Below are 18362 nucleotides of genomic sequence, written 5' to 3'. Positions count from 1 at the left end.
AATGAAAAAATATATTGCGGCGTTCATAAGCGCTATATTTCTAATTTCTTGCGGAAATAAGAAGAATGAGGAAACTAAAAATGCTGAAAATAAAAGCATTGACATCATTAAATTAAGTCCTGAGCAAGTTAAAAATGCTGGTTTAGAAAGTGGTAATCCGACTGCAAAAAATGTTAAGGAGATTTTACAGCTTCAAGGTACAGTAACGGTTCCGCCCAAAAGTGTAATCAGTATTAGTATTCCATTGGGAGGTTATGTGAAAAGCACCAATCTTATTGCAGGAATGAATGTGCAAAAAGGACAGGTTTTAGCGGTTTTAGAAGATATGCAGTTTATCGAGTTACAGCAAAATTATTTGATGGCGAAAGAGAAATTCGAATTGGCTCAAAATGAACAAAGAAGACAAAAAGAGCTAAATGCAAACAAAGCGGCAAGTGATAAAGTTTTGGAACAAATTACGACTGAAATGAGAACACAGCGTATCACAATGTCTTCTTTGGAACAAAAATTAAACTTGTTAGGAATTAGTGCTAAAACACTGAATGTTGGAAATATTAGCAAAACAATTCGAGTGATTTCGCCAATAAACGGCTTGGTTTCTAAAGTAAATGTAAACATCGGAAAATATGTAAGTCCGACAGATATGCTTTTCGAATTAATTGATAAGAAAGACATTGTTCTAACTTTAAACGCGTTCGAAAAAGACGTGACTTCGCTTTCAATCGGTCAAACGGTTATGGCGTATACAAATTCTTCTGATGCTAAAAAATATGCCGCTAAAATCGCTTTTATCAATCAAAGTTTGAATGGAGATCGTGCGGCAGAAATTATTTGTAAAGTAAACAGTTATAATCCAGAACTTTTGCCAGGACTTTTCATAAACGCCGAAGTGGAAATAGAAAATAAAAAAGCGCTTACAGTTCCTGAAGATGCTGTAGTGCGTTGGGAAGGAAAGTTTTATGTGTTTACAGATATTGGAAACAATCAGTTTCAAATGATAGAGGTAAAGTCTGGAGTTAAAAATGAAGGGTATAATCAAATCATTTCTGACGCCATTTCTAGCTCTTCAAAAGTGGTTGTCAAAAACGCTTACACCTTATTAATGTCTGCCATGAACAATGACGAACAATAATGTTTACTTTCTGATTACAATTTAGAGTTAAACAAGAAAACCCAGTAAATTTAGTTTTACTGGGTTTTTTAATTCTTTGTTTTTCTAATCGATTGATTCTAGCTTTAGTTGAGGGTAATTCATTTTACACTTTAAATGTGTAATTTTATAATGTTGTAAATAAATCAAATAGACTGCCTCAATTGTTTTTGTTTATCAAAATAATTTCATCTCCAGCAATAGCAAAAACGGTATGTTCTGGTTCAGGTTTCATGATAAATTTCCCAGTAAATTCTCCAAAAGCAGGTAAAATCATTTGATTACTTTTTTGAAAAAAACAACGCAATTTTAAGCTTTGAAGCCCTAATCCGCGGAGGATTATTCCAGGATGGATATGTCCTGAGAAATTGAAAAAATCTTCTTTTTCTGTAGGATGGTGGGTAAAAAGAAAATGATCAATTTCTAAAATTTCTGTGACAATCACACCAATTTTTTTATAATGAATTTCATCAATAATATCATGGTTTCCTGTAATTAAATAGGTTTCTTGATCATGGTTGGAAATCCACTCCTCAAATAAATCCCATTCAGCATTTTTGGCGCTGTGAAATAAATCTCCCAAAAAAATGATTTTTTCAGGTAGAAAATGATTCAAAACTGCTGTTATTTTTCTAAAATTTTCAGAAATAGCGTCTTGTGGAATAGCAATTCCGTGTTTTCTAAAATGCGTTACTTTACCCAAATGGACATCAGAAATAATGACCGTTTTTTGCTTTTCCCAAAAAACAGCCCCGCTTGAATGAAGTGTAAAGTTTTCGTTTTGTATTTGAATATTCATAAAGATCTATTTCATATAAGATGCAGTCATTTTCTGAATTCTTTCAGCCAGAGTTTCGCTTGAAAGTTTTTCTCTCAATCGATCGGTAATAATTGGAAAACTAAAAGGAGTCGGCTTCAAACATTGTTTCCAAATTATTTTTTGATTTGCAATTCGTTCCAAAGCCAAAATCAAACGTCCTTCTTCTAATTGATGCTCAAAAGTTTCTCGATACGCTTGATGCAATAATAGATTATCAGGTTCAAAATCTCTGAAAACTTCAAATAACAGCTGAGAACCACTTTGTAAATGCTTTGTTTTAACCATTTTTCCCGGAAAACCGGTAAAAACTAATCCTGAAATCACCGCTATATCTCTAAACTTTCTTCGGGCCATTTCGGTTGAATTTAAACTTTTCTGCAAATCGTGATGGACATATTCGGTTGAAAATAGATTATTGTCTAAAACCGCTTCGATATCAATTTCCTGATCTGAAAGCAATTCGAAACCATAATCATTATAAGCCAAAGAAAATGTGATCGACTGCAATAAACTTATTCTAAAGGCCAATAAACTGGCTAAAGCTTCATGAACAAACCGTCCTTCAAAAGGATAAAAAATCGCATGAAATCCTTCTCGAGTTTTGAAGGTTTCAATTAAAAATTCATCTGAACTCGGTACAATAGATTCTTTTCGCTGTCTTTTAAATAAAGGCTGTAAAGCTTTTAATTCTGGCGAAAGATTATCGGTATTGGCGCGATATAATTCCTGTCTAAGTAATTCGCTCATTTGAGAAGAAAGAGCCAAACGTCCGCCCATCCAACTAGCAATTTTAGATTCTTTCTTCGGATTCGCTTTTTTTACCAAAACCTGCATGTTTCTGATTTTGAATAATTCCAGTTTTTTTCCTGCGAAAATAAAAGTGTCGCCAGGTTTTAATTTCGAAATAAACCATTCTTCAATCGTGCCAATATAACCGCCGCTGAGATATTTTACATTCATAACGGCATCGCCCACAATAGTTCCGATCTGCATTCTGTGATGCATGGCAATCATTCTGCTGTTTATTTTGTAACAGCCGTTTTCGTCAATTTCCACTTTTTTAAATTCGTCATAAGCATGAAGACTTTGGCTTCCTTGTGTAATAAAATTTAAAATCCAGTTCCAATTTTCATCCGAAATGGTTTGATAACTAAAAGTACCCTGAATTTCTTTGAAAATTTCGTTTGGATAAAATCCGTCAGAAACTGCCAACGTATTAAGGTATTGAACTAAAACATCCCAGCTGTTTAAATACGGAACACGATCTTCAATAACACTATTTTCAACCGCTTTTTTCAAGGCCGAAGCCTCGATTAATTCAATGGCATGAGTGGCAAGAAAATAAATAACACTTTCTTTTCCAGGCTGATGTCCGCTTCGTCCGGCACGCTGCATAAAACGGGCAACGCCTTTTGGACCTCCAACCTGAATAATTGATTCGACGGGAGCAAAGTCAACTCCTAAATCTAAACTAGAGGTGCAGACTACGACTTTTAATTCTTCATTCCGAATCGCATTTTCAACCCAAAGTCTGGTTTCTCTGTCAATGCTTCCGTGATGCATGGCCATTTCGCCAGCAAATTCAGGATATTTTTCTAATAATCTTTGATACCATATTTCGCAAGCCGAACGAACATTTGTAAAAATAAGCGTCGTTTTACTGGCTTTTATAATTTTTGCCGCTTCATCAATCAGATGCAAACCCATATGTCCGCGCCATGGATACGTATCCATTTTTTCTGGAATAATGGAAACAACTTTTATTTTTTTGTTAATTACCGCTTTTATTAAAACGGAATTATGATACGCTTCAGAATCTACTCCAAGTAAGACTTCCTGTGCTTGCTGTAAATTACCAATTGTGGCAGAGATTCCCCAAATACGAATATTTTTAGCAATGGTTTTTAGTCTTGATAATCCCAGTTCTACCTGAACTCCACGTTTAGTTCCTAGTAATTCATGCCATTCATCTATGACAATTGAACTACAATTTTTAAAAATACTCGAATAACCTTTTGTTGCCAAGAGTAATTGCAGACTTTCTGGTGTGGTAATGAGCAAATCGGGCATTTTTCCTTTTTGTTTGGCTCTTTCTGAAGCAGAAGTATCTCCGGAACGAATTCCAACTGTCATTGGAATATTTAAATCTGTAAGCACTCTTTCTGCCGCTTGTTTGATCTCAACAGATAAAGATCTCAAAGGCGTGATCCAAATCGCTTTTAATCCTGAATTGTGTTTGGTTCTATAATTCGGATTTTCTTTAATATAATTTAGAATGATAGGAAGCCAAAGCGCGTAGGTTTTTCCGCTTCCTGTTGGAGCATTTAGCAAGCCATTTTTGCCTTGTAAAAAAGCAGTCCAAGCCTGGGTCTGAAACGGAAAAGGTTTCCATCCCTGACTTTCAAACCATTCGCTGGCGATCTTAAATAACTGCTCTCTATTCATCTATAAAATCATATTTTTTAAATCTTCGATTGAATTGGCTTCTTCAATTTTTTTATCGTGTCGCCATCTTAAAATTCGTGGAAAACGGGTTGCCACTCCGCTTTTATGTCTTTTGGAAAGAGCAATTCCTTCAAAACCAATTTCAAAAACCAATTTTGGCGTAACGCTTCTTACTGGTCCAAATCGTTCTAAAGTATTTTTTTTGATGAAATCATCGACCATTCTAAATTCCGCATCAGTTAAACCGGAATACGCTTTAGCGAAAGTGACGAGTTCACGTTCGTTGTTTTCATTTTCCTGCCAAAGCGCAAAAGTGTAATCGGTAAACAAATTGGAACGTCTTCCGTGACCGCGCATAGCGTAGGTGAGAACGGCATCAATCGTTAAAGGTTCAATTTTCCATTTCCACCAATCTCCTTTTTTTCTTCCAACTAGATACGGAGAATCTTTTCGTTTCAGCATTAAACCTTCGCTTTTCATTTCGCGCGATTTTAATCTTTCGTTTGCGACCTCTTCCCAAGTCGAAAAATGAATCCTTTCTGATAGCTGTAGCGGAATTTCTTTACCAATCAAAGTCGTAAATAATTCTTCTAATAAGGTTCGACGTTCTTCGTAAGGAAGATTCCGAATATCATTTCCCTGCCATTCCAATAAATCGTAAGCTTTAATAATAACAGGTGTGTTTTTTAAAACAGAAGCCGATACATTTTTACGTCCAATTCGGGTTTGCAAATCGTTAAATGTCCCAATTTGATTGTCTATATAGGGAAGGATTTCTCCGTCTATAACCGTCCCGTCTGGAATATTTCCAATAAAAGTTTGAAATTCAGGATACTTATCGGTTACCAATTCTTCGCCACGGCTCCAAACATAAATTTCGTTATCGCGAATAATGGTTTGAGATCGAATTCCGTCCCATTTATGTTCGGCGCTCCAATCTTCAGGATTTCCAAGATTTTCAAGTTCGCCTTCAATTGGATAAGCCAAATAAAACGGATAAGGTTTTGATAAATAATCGCTGCTTCTTTCATCCAAAATCAATTCTTGAAACGTAATCGTATTCGGATTCCAGTCGCCCATTAATTTATAAGCCAATGTGTCTTCATCAATATTTTCGGCTTTAGAAAGCGCTCGAGTCATTAACTTCTGACTTAAACCAATTCTGAAACTGCCCGTTATTAATTTAGTGAAAACGAATCTTTCGTAATAATTTAAATTCAGCCAATTGGTTTGCAGATATTCTTTTTTCTCTAAATCTGTTTTCTTTTTTAAGGCAATGATTTCCTGTAAAAATTCAGTCAGACTTTTATCGGAATGTTCTTTTGTGGTTGGAATTACAAGAGCAATCGTTTCGGCCAAATCACCCACAATATGATAACTTTCTTCAAAGAGCCAAAGCGGAATATTAGCCAATTCGTTTGCCCATAAACGTAATAAAGTCGTATTAACCGGTCGGGGAGGGCGACGATGCGAAAGAATAGCGATTGTCCAGACTTTGTCTTCGTCGTTTGCTTTTAGAAAATAATTCGTCAGCGCATCAACTTTTACCGATGTTTTATTAGAACTGTCTAAGGTTTTTATAAGTTCGGCAAAGTTTTTCATTTGAATTTAGTTGATGGTTGAAAGTTGTCTGTTGATGGTTTTTGGAATTTGGAATTTATTTATTTTGGAATTTAACTTTCCTCTATGTCATTTGTTTCTCCTTCGTATTGCGTGTTGGCTGTTCGGGAATCGTAACCTAATTCTCTTAGATATCTCGAAAAAATATCAGAATATCCATGAGTGCAGATTACTCTTTCTGCGCCTGTTGCTTTTATGCTTTCCAATAAACCGGTCCAATCGCAGTGATCGCTTAAGACAAATCCGCGGTCAACGGCTCGTCTGCGTCTTGCTCCTCTAAAAGCCATCCAACCGCTTGCTGTCCCAGTTACAAAAGGAGTCATTTTTCGAATCCAAGTGCTTCCGTGTGCGCTTGGCGGAGCAATTACAATATTGCCTAATAAATCTTCTTTTTTAGTTTCGGCCGTTACGCGTGTAGTTGGTGGCATATCAATCATTGGGCGCACAATATTGGTCATATTTTCAATTGCGCCATGCGTGTAAATTTGTCCAATGCTTGTGTCGAGATTTTTTAATAATCTTTGTGCTTTTCCTAAAGAATATCCAAATAAGACAGAGGTTTTTCCTTCTGCACGATTCTCGGCCCACCAATTATTAATTTCAGTCATAACATTTGCTTGTGGTTCCCATTTAAAAGCGGGAAGTCCGAAAGTACATTCGGTTATAAAGGAATGGCATTTTACGACTTCGTATGGAACTGAAATTCCGTCGTCTTCTGTTTTGTAATCGCCTGTAAAAACCCATATTTCGCCTTTGTATTCCACTCTAATTTGTGCTGAACCAATTATATGGCCAGCAGGGTGAAAAGAGAATTTTACGCCGTTTATAGTAAAAGTTTCATTCCAGTTTTTCCCCGAAACATTAATGTCTCCCAAACGATGTTTTATAATTGGAATATTGGAATAATGAGTAATATAATTTTGATGTCCCCAACGTGCATGATCAGAATGGCCATGTGTTATTATGGCATTGGTAACTGGCCGCCAAGGATCAAGATAAACATCTGCCTGTTGGCAGTAAATTCCTTTGTCGTTAAATTGTAATAATGGCGGATTCATTTTTTATTAGATCATTAGAAAATTTGGCAATTAGATCATTTTTATGCACTTGCTGCGATAATTAGATAGGCTATGAGTGATATACTCAATACAAACAGCATCATTGTAATAAAGGTAAGCATTGCGGTTGAATACTGATACTTTCCTTTTTTTAATAGTTTGATAGTGTGGATGTAACGTAGATAGGACAGTAAAATAGTCAATGCTCCTGCAATTAATAAACCAATACCCAAATAAATGGTGAAATTGCTGTTGGGCGGAACAGTTTCTGCTAGATGTTTAGCGGGAACATGTTTTAGAAATAAGGAAAATTTTACTGCTACAAATCCGAAAACCATGATCCCAATTCCAGTGCGAAGCCATGCTAATAAAGTTCTTTCATTAGACAAGTATTCATTCATAACTTCCTGATCATTTTTTGGCGACATAACTGTTTTAGGATTTTTAGTATTCAAAATTTCTATAAGGAGGACAGTTATATTTATCATCTTCATTATCTAGATTATAACTGTTATAAGGATTTGATTCGTTATAGGAAGGAAAAGTATTGTCCTCAGCCAGATTTAGTCCGCTCTCTACGATTTCGTAACAATCATCAGAAAAATGATCGCATTGATTTCTATAGTTGGTATCGTGATTTTGTCCCGAAGTAAAGTTTTCGTCCATTGCTTCATTTTCATGTGCAGTATCAACGTGATCGGGTTTACTGCATTTAAAATCATTTAATTTGGCAGTTTTTCTGTAGTTGCTTTCTGTTCTCATGGCTGCTATTTTAAATTAGTAAGTATTTTTATCTTTATGATATACACAAAGTTGAAAATTAGATACTTAAATAATTTATAAGATTCAGCTTTATTTTTACATGATTTGTTTCCGTAGCGTTTTGGCTTAATTTCTATTTTGTAATATTCAAATATAATTCTGTAATATAAGCACTTGCGTATTTTGCAACTTTGTATCTATTAATAATTTAAAAAATTATAACATTATGGAAACTTCAAAAAAAGATTCGAAATCTGGAATGAAAGATTCTGGAAAAACTCAAAAATCAACATCTGGTTCTAGAGGAAAAAGCACTACAACAAAATCAACAGATTCAAAAGGTAGAGCTGGTCATTAATTTTTTTAGTTATTCAAAGTAGAGCTAAATAATAAAAGCGTGCTGTTTATATATAAACAGCACGCTTTTACGTTTTGTAAAGCTTAAAGTTTTATTTTAAAACTTCCTGAATTGTTTTTACAAAGGTTTCTATAGGCTGAGCACCCGAAACGGCATATTTGCGATCAAATACAAAGAAAGGAACTCCTTGAACTCCAATTTCAGCAGCTTCTTTAATATCTGATTGTACCTCTTTAACAAATAAATCTTCGCTTTCTAGAACTTCTCTAATTTCATTTTCTTCTAAACCTGCCTGCATTCCTAATTTAATCAAGGTTTGACCATTGTTTAAATCTTCTCCATCAGTAAAATAAGCTTTAAAGAATATTTCTTCCATTCGATCGCCAATATTTTTAGTTTTAGCCAATTGAATGATTCTATGCGCGTTTAAAGAATTTGAGATAACAGCCTTATCAAAATTATAATCTAAACCAACGCTTTTAGCGCGTTCTGCAACTCCTTTATGCATTTCTTTAGATTGTTCAATCGACATGCCTTTTCTTTCCGATAAGAACGTATAAACGTCCATGTCAGGTTGTGAAGTAATGGTTGGATCCAGCTGAAAGCTTTTCCATTCAATTTCAAATTCATCATTAGGAAATACTGCAAGTGCAGTTTCCAACTGTCTTTTTCCGATATAACAAAACGGACACATGATGTCCGACCAAATTTCTATTTTCATTTTACAAAGATATAGAAAATTGTTGTTTCAGGTTTGATGTTTTAGGTTTCAAGTTGATATGCTATTCGTTTTTCTAACCGCGAAGTGCGCTAAGATTTTACGCAAAGTTCGCTAAGTTTTATGTTTATTTTTTTTAGAATGCTAAGCACACAAAGCTTTGCGAACTTTTATTCTTTATAAAGACCTAGAGAAAAGGAAACTTAGCGCACTTTGCGTTAAAAATTAAAGAAAAAGCATATCAACTTGAAACCTGAGACTTGAAACCTGAAACAAAATAAAAAACCGCAACTCTTTATGGGAATTGCGGTTTCTAGGTATAAAAAATGGTTGGTTAATAGCGATATCTTTTTTTTTACAATGATAGATCTTTTATTTAAAACTAAAAAATATCCCTGTAACAGAAAGAAACTTTAATGTTAACTATTTAACATTACAGGCATTACAAGCATTGTTACTGTTTCTCCTTCTTCTAAACCATCAACAGGCGTTAAAATACCAGCTCTGTTTGGTAAAGACATTTCAAGCATAATCATGTCAGACTGTAGGTTTGTTAGCATTTCAGTTAAGAAACGAGAGTTGAAACCAATTTGTAAATCATCACCTTGATAATCACAAGTCAATCTTTCTTCTGCTTTGTTTGAGTAATCGATGTCTTCAGCAGAAACGTTTAATTCTGCTCCAGCAATTTTCAAACGAATCTGGTGTGTAGTTTTGTTAGAGAAAATCGCAACACGACGAACAGAGCTTAAGAATAAAGAACGGTCAATCATTAATTTGTTTGGATTTTCTTTTGGAATTACCGCTTCGTAGTTTGGATATTTCCCATCGATTAAACGACACATTAAGATATAATTGTCAAATGAGAAAGTCGCATTTGAATCGTTGTATTCAATTTTTACTTCAGCATCAGAAGTTCCTAAAATACTTTTTAAAATGTTTAAAGGTTTTTTAGGCATGATAAAATCTGCAACTTGAGACGCTTTAACGTCTGTACGAGAGTATTTTACCAATTTGTGAGCATCTGTTGCCACGAAGATTAATCCTTCTGGTGAAAACTGAAAGAATACTCCAGACATTACCGGACGTAAATCATCGTTTCCTGCTGCGAAGATAGTTTTGCTTACCGCAGTTGCCAAAACCTCTGCAGGAACAAGTGTTACAGATGGATCTTCAAGACTTACTGCTTTAGGGAATTCTTCTCCTGCAGCATAAGCCAAGGCATATTTACCAGAATTAGAGCTAATCTCTACTGTGTTATTGTCTTCAACAGTAAAAGTTAACGGCTGCTCAGGGAAAGTTTTTAAAATTTCAAGCAAAAGTTTCGCTGGAACAGCTACACTTCCTTTGCTTGTAGAATCGATAGATAATGTAGCCGACATAGTCGTTTCAAGATCTGAAGCCGAAACGGTCAACTCATTATTGTTTAGTTCAAACAAAAAGTTGTCTAAAATTGGCAACGTATTGTTGCTATTGATTACACTACCTAAAACTTGTAATTGTTTTAATAAGTACGAACTCGATACTATAAATTTCATCTGCTTTATTTTATTTTTTGATAAGCTTTTTATCTATTTTGGGGCTAAATATACGGATTACAAATATATCTTAAACTATCCAAAGTATTACATTTTTTTATTAACATCTATTTACTGTATTTTCTTTTTCTTACAAAAGTAAATACAAGTCCGAAAACCAATAAAATTAGAATTGGAACTCCGATAGTTATGAATTGAGTAAAGGTATAGCTTTCGTAAACTTTTTCTTTATCTAATAAAGGCAGTTCTACATCTTTACTTCTAATGTTAATAAGTCCAGTATCGTCTAAAAGATAATTGATACAATTCATTACGAAGTCTTTATTATCATATAGATTTCCTGTTCTCTGGTCGTAACCTAACTCAACTGGCATCATGTTTTTATCCAATTGATTTCTTGCAATGTCTCCGTCAGCAACCACAATCATTTTATTTGGTTTTCCTTGTGCTGTAAAAGAATTGTCTTTAAAAGGCAATACTCTGTTTTCAAAAGCAGAATGAAAGGAACCTTCCAATAAAACCGCTAATGGTTTATTTCCTTTATTCAAATAATCCTGCGGAGTTGTTTTTTCGGTAACCATGTTTAGGTTAACTTCTACAGGAGAACCAATTGTTTTAGAGTATTGGGAAGATTGCAATAAAACGGTTTTCTTGATTCCGTTTTTCAAAGTGTCAATCGGATTTGTGAAATCGAATTTAATTCCGCCTAGATTTTTAACAATAGGGTGTTGGCTCGTTGGAAAAACCTGTGGAGCAAATTTCCAGATAAAATCCTGATATTGTGTAGCGCTTCCTTGTTCACCAGTTGCTAATTTTATCGGAGTTCCCTGTTCGTCTTTAATTAAATCAGGATTAATTCTGAATCCGTATTTAAAGAACATATCGTTTAGATTTAAATCTCTTGGATATGCCAGAGTTGCACCCATATCATTATACAAACTATCCATATCGGCAGCCACTTGGTCAATTAGCCAAAGCGTTTTTCCGCCGTTCATAATAAACTGATCCAGAACCTCTTTTTCTTCGTCAGAGAATTTTTCTGTTGGCTTAGAAATAATGGCTAAATCGTATTTTTTTAATGCATTTAAAGTCCCATTCGGATCTTTAGCAACAGAATCCAAAGTGAAAGGGCCAATGAAATAGCTTTCGCGAATCTGCATTAGCATTTTTGCAACGTGAACTTCGTTCAATTCGCCATTTCCTTTTATGATCGCAACTTTTTTCTGTTTGTCTTTTGTGATTTTATTGATAGCATCGGCAATAGAATATTCTAAATGTTGAATTGATCCGATTACTTTCTGAGTTGTAGAAGCTCCCATTATATTTTTTAATAATGGAATATTAACTTCTTTGTTATTATAAACTGCAACTGCCCAAGGAAAAACCATTGCTTGAGATTGTTTTCCTTTGTCGTCGACTGTAATATTTATTGGAGTTAAGCCTTTTTGGAAAAGTGATTTTGTCAATTCGTCACTTTCTTCTTCATTTTCTAAAGGATCAACAAATTCAAAAACAATATTGCTGTTATAGGCTTGAAATTCTTCTAATAACTGTTTGGTTTCCTGCTGCAAACGTCTAAAATCTGCAGGAAGATCGCCAGCCATATAAATTTTTATAGAAAGCGGATTCTGAACTTGTTTTACAATCCCTAAAGAAGTTGGCGATAAGGTATAACGTTTGTCTTTGGTTAAATCAAAACGATGAAAAAAGAGTGTTCCGAAAACATTTAGAACAACTAAAATAAAAATAGTGATGCCTAATGTCTTTAAATTTTGCTTTGTAGATAGTTTCATTAGGCTTTAAAAGATTTTAATTGGTAAACAGTAAAAGACAAGAAAGCGATAGCAATGCTTAAGAAATAAATAATATCTCGAGTATCGATGACACCACGGCTCATACTTTTAAAATGATTCTGCATTCCTAAAACCGAAATAAAATTGTTTGAACCAGGTATTAAAGTAGCCAGCCCTTCGAAACCAAAATAAAAGAAAAAGCATAAGAAAACGGCAACAATAAAAGCCACAATCTGATTTTCGGAAAGGGTAGAAGTGAAGATTCCGATTGCGGAATAAGAAGCAATTAGAAATAACAGTCCGAAATAAGAACCAATTGTGCTTCCCATATCAATATTGCCTTCTGGCGAACCTAAATCTGAAATTACTTTTACATAAATTAAGGTTGGAATAATGGCTAAAATGATCAACAAAAATGAACCAAAAAATTTACCATTTACAATTTCCCAGATTGATAAAGGTTTTGTCAAAAGTAATTCTAAAGTTCCTTGTTTTTTTTCGTCAGAGAAACTTCTCATGGTTACTGCTGGAATCAAGAAAATTAAAATCCATGGCGCCAATGTGAAAAACGGAGTTAAATCGGCATAACCTGTATTTAGAATATTATAATCTCCTTCAAATACCCATAAAAAGAGTCCGTTGCTGATTAAGAAAATCGCAATGACCAAGTAGCCAATAGGAGAACCAAAAAAGGATTTTATTTCTCTTAGAATTATAGACTTCATATATTTTGTTTCAAGTTTTTTCTAACCGCAAAGAACGCAAAGTTTTACGCAATGTTCGAAAAGTTTTTGCTGAAAGCTTTGCGAACTTAGCGTTTTTATAAAGCTTGTTAAGAAAAAAACTTGCGTTCTTTGCGGTTAGATATCATTTTAATTTAAACTCACCAATTTATCAACGCTCCACGCTTCTGGTTTTGCATTGAATAGTTTTTTTGTAAAATCCCAAACGGTATTAAATAGTTCAGAGTTTCTGTAATTTTCTAAATCTTCTTCGGTTTCCCAATAACTGTAGGTAAAAAAGATACATTTATCATTTTTGTCCTGATACAATTCTAAAAAACGATTTCCTTCGGCATTTCGTATTTTCTCTTTCACAGATTCAAAATTCTCCAGAAAATCAGGAATTTTTTCTTCGTGAAAACTCATTTTTACTATTCGAACAAACATGTATTCAATTTTAGATTTTAGACTGTTGATTTTAGATTTTTTGAATTGCCTAAAGTCTTACAGGTGCGCAAAAATACCAAATTTGATTGTTGTTTTTATAAAAAAATAAAATTCCAATAGAGAAATTCCAAATTCCAAAGTTTAGCGTTTTCAAATCTAAAATCTGAATTCTAAAATCTAAAATTAATTTACGAGAATTTAATCGTAATCACATCACGGTAGTTCAACCCAAGGAGACTGTTTGCGGAACCCACTTTAGAAGGATTGCTTCTAAAAATAGCAATTTCCAGAAAACCGGCTTCATTAAAAATCGCCAGTTTTTCTCCTTCATACGTTTTAATTGGGTATTTGTCTGAAGTTGCGATAGCCGAATAATTGGGCAGAATGGTTTTGATGCTTTTTGGACTCATCACAATTTCGTACGGACGTCCGCGTGAAATTTCTAAGAATTGTTTTTTAGAAATATTCGTTACCACGTTTCCAAAATGATCGATGTAAATGATGTTTCCTTTTATTGAATTTCCATCGTCGGCTACAAGAGCTTGCAATTCGGTAGCTTCTTTAATAGATGAAATCTCTTTTCCAATTACATTCAATAAGCCACCTCTAGATAGGTGAGAAGCTACTTGAATAAAAATATCCAAATCGGTAGCTTCAATTGGGAAGCGATCATGGATATTAATTGCGACAATTTTCTGAGGAACAATTTTTTGCGTCAGCATACTCAAGATTCCGTTATCGGCACAAATAAAATAATGATCGTTCCACTGCATAGCAATGTGCTGGTTTTCTTTATTACGCTCAATATCAACGCCAATAAGATGAACTGTTCCTTTTGGAAAGCTCAAATAAGCGGCTCCAATAATATAACTTGCTTCGGCAGTATTAAAGGGATCAATGTCATGAGAAATGTCAATGATCTGAACTTCTGGATTTTCAGAAAGTATTTTACCCTTCAGCGACCCCACAAAGTGATCTTTCAAGCCGTAGTCTGTAGTAAGGGTAATTATTGACATAATTTTGTTTATAACTATTGATAGTATTTAAATCTAAATTTCATTAAATTTGAGAAATGCAAAGCTAATAATAGTAAACACAAATTGAAAGAAAGAAAAGACAATTTGTAATTTTTAAAGCATTTGCAAGTTACAATATTCAGTAACACGTATTTAAGTTTATTTTGATAAAACTGAAAACCGCCACTGAATACGGTGATTAAAAAAAGACCCGACAACCACTAAATATTAAAAGGAATTTTTAATTTAAAACTACTTCATTTGAACGAAAGAATAATCGAGCTAGTAGATATTGCACCAAAAGAATTTTGGGGCGCGCAGGACAGCCATTTAGAAATCATTAAAAAGTATTACCCGAAGCTTAAAATCGTAGCGCGAGGGACAACTTTAAAGGCATTTGGCGAAAAAGAAGTTTTAGACGAATTCGAAAAAAGATTTCAAAGATTAATGCTTCATTTTACACGTTATAATAATATTGACGATAATGTAATTGAGCGTGTAATTATGAGTGATGGTCAGGAAGAAAAAAGAGCTTATGATCATGATAAAATCTTAGTTCATGGTGTTGGCGGTAAGATTATCAAAGCAATGACGCCAAATCAGCAATTGCTGGTTGATACGATTAAGAAAAACGATATGGTCTTTGCTATTGGTCCTGCTGGAACCGGAAAAACGTATACCGGTGTCGCTATGGCGGTTAAAATGCTAAAAGATAAAGAGGTAAAAAGGATCATTCTAACGCGTCCAGCGGTTGAAGCGGGAGAAAATCTCGGATTTCTTCCTGGGGATATGAAAGAAAAACTAGATCCTTACATGCAACCATTGTATGATGCCTTGCGTGACATGCTTCCGAATGAAAAATTAGAGGATTATATTTTGAAAGGAATAATTCAGATTGCGCCACTTGCCTTTATGCGTGGGCGTACGCTTGACAATGCCTTTGTAATCCTTGACGAAGCACAAAACACCACACATTCACAAATGAAAATGTTTTTAACCCGTATGGGAAAAAACGCCAAATTTATGATTACGGGTGATCCAGGACAGGTCGATTTACCAAGAAGAACTATTTCTGGTCTTAAAGAAGCTATTTTGGTTCTAAAAGATATTGACGGAATCGGAATTATTTATCTAGATGATAAAGATATCGTTCGCCACAGATTGGTTAAAAAGGTGATTGACGCTTATAAACAAATCGAGAATCACGATTAATAATTATTGTAGTGAAATGTTAAATGTAAATCGTGAATTGTGTTTTAACATTTATTAATATTCGTTTTGTACGTTTCTAGTAAAGGTGCAAAACGAATATTTTTTTTGAATTAGAGATTAATCAAACGAGATTTAAATGAAAATTAGAATATCGATTTTAATATTATTTATTGGTTTGCTTTCATGTGAAAAAAAAGAAATCCCAAAAAACAAGTTTGTAGGCACTTGGTATGATACGGAATATATTGTTCCAGGCAGTCATTTGTTAAAGATAAATAAAGACAGCACTTTTTCTTATAAAGGAGCGGGGTGCGACTGGAGAGTAATTTCTAAAGGGAAATGGAAACTAGTAGGGGATTCTATTGAATTAAACAGTACAAGTAGCGATACATGTTATCGAATGTTTCCATATACAAGATGTATAAAATTTGGTGAAACCAGAAGAAAAGATACGTTGACTATTCCAAATTGTAATACTAGCCAAAATGCTGACTTTTTAATTTTCTCAAAAGAAAGATTCTATCTTAAAAATGATTCTTTAGTTTATGAATTTAAAGCTAGTTCTAATTGTCCAGGTTATGACACCTTAAAAAGAGTTTATGCACATACCAAGAAAATTAGATAAACGTATTAAAAAATGAAACAACTAGATGATTTCTACCTAAACCAAGAAGAACCTATAAAAGGATTATTCTTGGCATTAAAAGAAATCATTCTAAAACAAGATCAGGATATTACAAATACTTTAAAATACGGAATGCCATTTTTCTGTTATAAAGGAAAAATGTTTTGCTATTTATGGATTCATAAAAAATTCAAAAAGCCTTATATGGGAATTGTAGAAGGAAAACATTTTGATGAGCCTTTTTTGATTCAGGAGAATCGTTCGCGAATGAAGATTATGATGTTTGATAGTAATGAAGATTTACCCTTGGATCAGATTGAAACGATAATTCAAAAAGCAATAAATTTATATAAAACAGGAATTGTTAAGATTTAAAATGTTTAAATAGCAATATTTAACGGAATAGTTAAATAAATAATAAACTTACCTCAATTTTGGCTTTCAAAGCCTGTAATCTTTGTCTAACCGAGCTTAAAGCCGTAAATTTGCAATTCTAAATATTGGAATATTAATATGACAAAACTTAAAAATATAAAAGTTGTAGTAAGTGACCTTGACGGAACTTTACTCAACCCACAACACAGAATTTCAGATTACACCAAATCAATTTTTCAAGAACTTCACAATCAAGGTTATTTGATTGTTGTAGCTACAGGTCGTCATCACCTTGATGCCATGGCTATTATCGAAACACTTGCGGTACCGGTTTATTTGGTAAGTTCGAACGGAGGTAGAATTCATTCGCCAGATAAAGAAGAACTTTTTGCTTTTAATTTGGACAGCGATGTGGTGAAAGCGGCATTAAATATCGAAATCGATCCAGATGTTACGGTTGTGTTATTTAAGGAAAACGTGTGGCAGACTAATAAATGGAATGAGAGATTAAACTCTTTTCAAGCCGAATTAAAATATCGTCCAGAATTAGTAGATTACAAAACTATAGACGATTTCAAGGCAATTAAAATCTTCTTTTCATGCGATAATCACGAGAAATTGGTAAAAGTGAGAGATGCTGTTTTAGCCAATTCTTCAGAGCATTTGCATCATGCTTTTAGTTTGCCAACTTGTTTAGAATTTATGGACAAATCGGTAGATAAAGCGGTTGCTATTGCAAAAGTGTTAGAAAAAGAAGGATTTACGATGGAACAAGCGGTTTCGTTTGGCGATGGTTTTAACGACTTGCAAATGTTGTCTGCTACCGGAAGAGGATTAATTATGGGGAACGCTCCTTCAATTTTAAAAGATGCTTTGCCAGATTTAGAAGTAATTCAAACCAATGCAGAAGACGGAGTTGCAAAATATATTGCCTCTAAAATTTTAGATAAAGAGTTTGCAATAACTTAATTCAGAATGTTTTATGTTCATTTTGTTGCTGAATATTAAATAATAAGTTATTTTTATAAGAGCTAATTCGCAAAGAGTTAGCTCTTATTTTTTTAACCTTAATTTGTTTTAACAATGAAAAGATTTTTACTTCAAGTTGAACGAAATTGTATTTCGGGAGCATTGGTTTTATTACCGCTTTTAGTTTTTTTTATTTTGTTAGAAAAAGTTTGGAAGTTCTTTCAGAATTATGGAGAAAAATTTGCGCACTTTCTTCGTTTAGATCTGGTATTAGGGAAATATGCAACTGATATTGCTGGCGGGATTATTTTAATTGCTCTTATTTATTTCAGCGGTTTTTTAATGCGATTATCTCTCTTAAAAAGATTTACAAAGTGGGTAGATGAGAAATTAATGATCTTTCTGCCAGGTTATGAAAAGAATAAAAAAGAAGCAGAAGAAAAGTTATTAAAGCGAAATAGTAAACCAAAACCAGTTACAGACTTGCCGGTTTTGTTTAAAAATGGAAATTTCTGGCAACCGGCCCATTTAATTGAGGAAGATGAAATGGGAAATGCCGTAATTTTTTTGCCCAATGCACCAGCGCATAACGAAGGGCAAATTTTAATTGTACAATCAGGAGATTTTAAAAAGTTGCCACAAACGACAATTTCTAGTTTAGACGAGTCAATAAAATCTTTTGGCAAAGGAATTTTAAGCTTTAAATAAATCAGTTAAAATTGAAGTAATATTTT

Annotated in this window: 19 protein-coding genes; 7 read left to right on the top strand and 12 right to left on the bottom strand. The window is 33.7% G+C overall.

Annotated elements, in window-relative coordinates; all coding sequences use genetic code 11:
- Position 1: 1 nt before the first annotated feature.
- On the top strand, positions 2-1132 hold the full coding sequence (locus BSF41_RS13500; protein WP_095930027.1) for an efflux RND transporter periplasmic adaptor subunit: 1131 nt from the start codon (positions 2-4) through the stop codon (positions 1130-1132).
- A gap of 178 nt (positions 1133-1310) precedes the next feature.
- Here BSF41_RS13500 and pdeM read toward each other — a convergent pair whose 3' ends face one another.
- The 6 genes from pdeM to BSF41_RS13470 all read right to left on the bottom strand — a co-directional run bounded on the left by pdeM (position 1311) and on the right by BSF41_RS13470 (position 7855).
- On the bottom strand, positions 1311-1949 hold the full coding sequence (pdeM, locus tag BSF41_RS13495; protein WP_095930026.1) for a ligase-associated DNA damage response endonuclease PdeM: 639 nt from the start codon (positions 1947-1949) through the stop codon (positions 1311-1313).
- Between the two features lie 6 nt (positions 1950-1955).
- Positions 1956-4415: a ligase-associated DNA damage response DEXH box helicase gene (locus BSF41_RS13490; protein ID WP_095930025.1), complete on the bottom strand. Its 2460-nt coding sequence runs from the start codon at positions 4413-4415 to the stop codon at positions 1956-1958.
- On the bottom strand, positions 4416-6017 hold the full coding sequence (locus tag BSF41_RS13485; RefSeq protein WP_095930024.1) for an ATP-dependent DNA ligase: 1602 nt from the start codon (positions 6015-6017) through the stop codon (positions 4416-4418).
- Positions 6018-6088: 71 nt separating this feature from the next.
- Complete coding sequence (locus BSF41_RS13480) at positions 6089-7093, bottom strand: ligase-associated DNA damage response exonuclease (RefSeq protein WP_095930023.1); 1005 nt, start codon at positions 7091-7093, stop codon at positions 6089-6091.
- A 41-nt stretch (positions 7094-7134) separates the two neighbouring features.
- Complete coding sequence (locus tag BSF41_RS13475) at positions 7135-7521, bottom strand: YidH family protein (protein ID WP_172426903.1); 387 nt, start codon at positions 7519-7521, stop codon at positions 7135-7137.
- 16 nt (positions 7522-7537) lie between these two features.
- On the bottom strand, positions 7538-7855 hold the full coding sequence (locus BSF41_RS13470) for a hypothetical protein (protein WP_095930021.1): 318 nt from the start codon (positions 7853-7855) through the stop codon (positions 7538-7540).
- 226 nt (positions 7856-8081) lie between these two features.
- On the opposite strand from BSF41_RS13470, the gene BSF41_RS24020 reads away from it, so the two are divergent.
- Positions 8082-8213 carry a hypothetical protein gene (locus BSF41_RS24020; protein WP_256385526.1) on the top strand — a complete coding sequence of 44 codons (132 nt, stop codon included), beginning with the start codon at positions 8082-8084 and terminating at the stop codon, positions 8211-8213.
- Between the two features lie 91 nt (positions 8214-8304).
- Here the strand turns inward: BSF41_RS24020 and BSF41_RS13465 are convergent, their stop codons facing one another.
- The 6 genes from BSF41_RS13465 to BSF41_RS13440 form a co-directional block, all read right to left on the bottom strand.
- Positions 8305-8934 (bottom strand): DsbA family protein, encoded by a 630-nt coding sequence (locus tag BSF41_RS13465; protein WP_095930020.1) that lies wholly within the window; start codon positions 8932-8934, stop codon positions 8305-8307.
- A gap of 416 nt (positions 8935-9350) precedes the next feature.
- Complete coding sequence (gene dnaN / locus BSF41_RS13460) at positions 9351-10469, bottom strand: DNA polymerase III subunit beta (protein WP_095930019.1); 1119 nt, start codon at positions 10467-10469, stop codon at positions 9351-9353.
- Positions 10470-10576: 107 nt separating this feature from the next.
- Positions 10577-12262 (bottom strand): gliding motility-associated ABC transporter substrate-binding protein GldG, encoded by a 1686-nt coding sequence (gldG, locus tag BSF41_RS13455; protein ID WP_095930018.1) that lies wholly within the window; start codon positions 12260-12262, stop codon positions 10577-10579.
- The gene (gldF, locus tag BSF41_RS13450; RefSeq protein ID WP_095930017.1) at positions 12262-12987 is read right to left on the bottom strand and encodes a gliding motility-associated ABC transporter permease subunit GldF; all 726 of its coding nucleotides are present in this window, start codon (positions 12985-12987) and stop codon (positions 12262-12264) included. Before gldF ends, gldG begins: the two co-directional genes overlap by 1 nt.
- A 147-nt stretch (positions 12988-13134) precedes the next feature.
- Positions 13135-13431, bottom strand: coding sequence for a putative quinol monooxygenase (locus tag BSF41_RS13445; protein ID WP_095930016.1), 297 nt, complete (start codon positions 13429-13431; stop codon positions 13135-13137).
- A 188-nt stretch (positions 13432-13619) separates the two neighbouring features.
- Complete coding sequence (locus BSF41_RS13440; RefSeq protein ID WP_095930015.1) at positions 13620-14447, bottom strand: S-adenosyl-l-methionine hydroxide adenosyltransferase family protein; 828 nt, start codon at positions 14445-14447, stop codon at positions 13620-13622.
- Positions 14448-14708: 261 nt separating this feature from the next.
- On the opposite strand from BSF41_RS13440, the gene BSF41_RS13435 reads away from it, so the two are divergent.
- The 5 genes from BSF41_RS13435 to BSF41_RS13415 all read left to right on the top strand — a co-directional run bounded on the left by BSF41_RS13435 (position 14709) and on the right by BSF41_RS13415 (position 18336).
- The gene (locus tag BSF41_RS13435; protein WP_095930014.1) at positions 14709-15659 is read left to right on the top strand and encodes a PhoH family protein; all 951 of its coding nucleotides are present in this window, start codon (positions 14709-14711) and stop codon (positions 15657-15659) included.
- A 136-nt stretch (positions 15660-15795) separates the two neighbouring features.
- Positions 15796-16284 (top strand): hypothetical protein, encoded by a 489-nt coding sequence (locus tag BSF41_RS13430; protein ID WP_095930013.1) that lies wholly within the window; start codon positions 15796-15798, stop codon positions 16282-16284.
- A gap of 12 nt (positions 16285-16296) precedes the next feature.
- Positions 16297-16659: a DUF1801 domain-containing protein gene (locus BSF41_RS13425; protein ID WP_095930012.1), complete on the top strand. Its 363-nt coding sequence runs from the start codon at positions 16297-16299 to the stop codon at positions 16657-16659.
- A 138-nt stretch (positions 16660-16797) separates the two neighbouring features.
- Positions 16798-17628 carry a Cof-type HAD-IIB family hydrolase gene (locus tag BSF41_RS13420; protein WP_095930011.1) on the top strand — a complete coding sequence of 277 codons (831 nt, stop codon included), beginning with the start codon at positions 16798-16800 and terminating at the stop codon, positions 17626-17628.
- Between the two features lie 114 nt (positions 17629-17742).
- A complete protein-coding gene (locus tag BSF41_RS13415) occupies positions 17743-18336 on the top strand; it encodes a hypothetical protein (RefSeq protein ID WP_095930010.1) in 594 nt (197 codons plus the stop codon).
- The last annotated feature ends 26 nt before the right edge of the window (positions 18337-18362 follow it).

The sequence above is a fragment of the Flavobacterium sp. ACN2 genome (assembly GCF_002303885.1).
Taxonomy (GTDB): domain Bacteria; phylum Bacteroidota; class Bacteroidia; order Flavobacteriales; family Flavobacteriaceae; genus Flavobacterium.
This window is presented reverse-complemented; position numbering and strand designations above follow the sequence as displayed.